Annotated in this window: 1 pseudogene; it reads right to left on the minus strand. The window is 69.0% G+C overall.

Features of this window, described 5'->3' with window-relative positions:
* Positions 1-84: 84 nt before the first annotated feature.
* Positions 85-284: pseudogene (locus EN857_RS34270) on the minus strand (beta-hexosaminidase); the annotation flags it as partial.

Here is a 284-nt window from a genome sequence, read left to right on the forward strand (position 1 = left end):
CTCGACGCGCGTCCTGAGGCCGCACTATGCGGTGCTCTGGGCGGCCTTCTTCAACTTCATCGCCTTCATGTTCTTCGGCCTGCACCCCGACATCAGTCCCTCGGCGGCGGCGCGGCCAAGCTCGATGACGGGGCCCGGCTCCTTGCCGTAGGCGCGCGCGCCGATGACGTCGCTGGCGCCTTCCACCGGCACGTCGAGCACCGGCAGGCAATCGGCGGTGATGCCATGGCGAAGCAGGTCAAAGGCATGCAGCCGCGCCGCATGGCTGATGGCGCGGCTGCATG

Origin of the sequence: Mesorhizobium sp. M4B.F.Ca.ET.214.01.1.1, assembly GCF_004791545.1 — a bacterium.
GTDB lineage: Bacteria > Pseudomonadota > Alphaproteobacteria > Rhizobiales > Rhizobiaceae > Mesorhizobium > Mesorhizobium abyssinicae.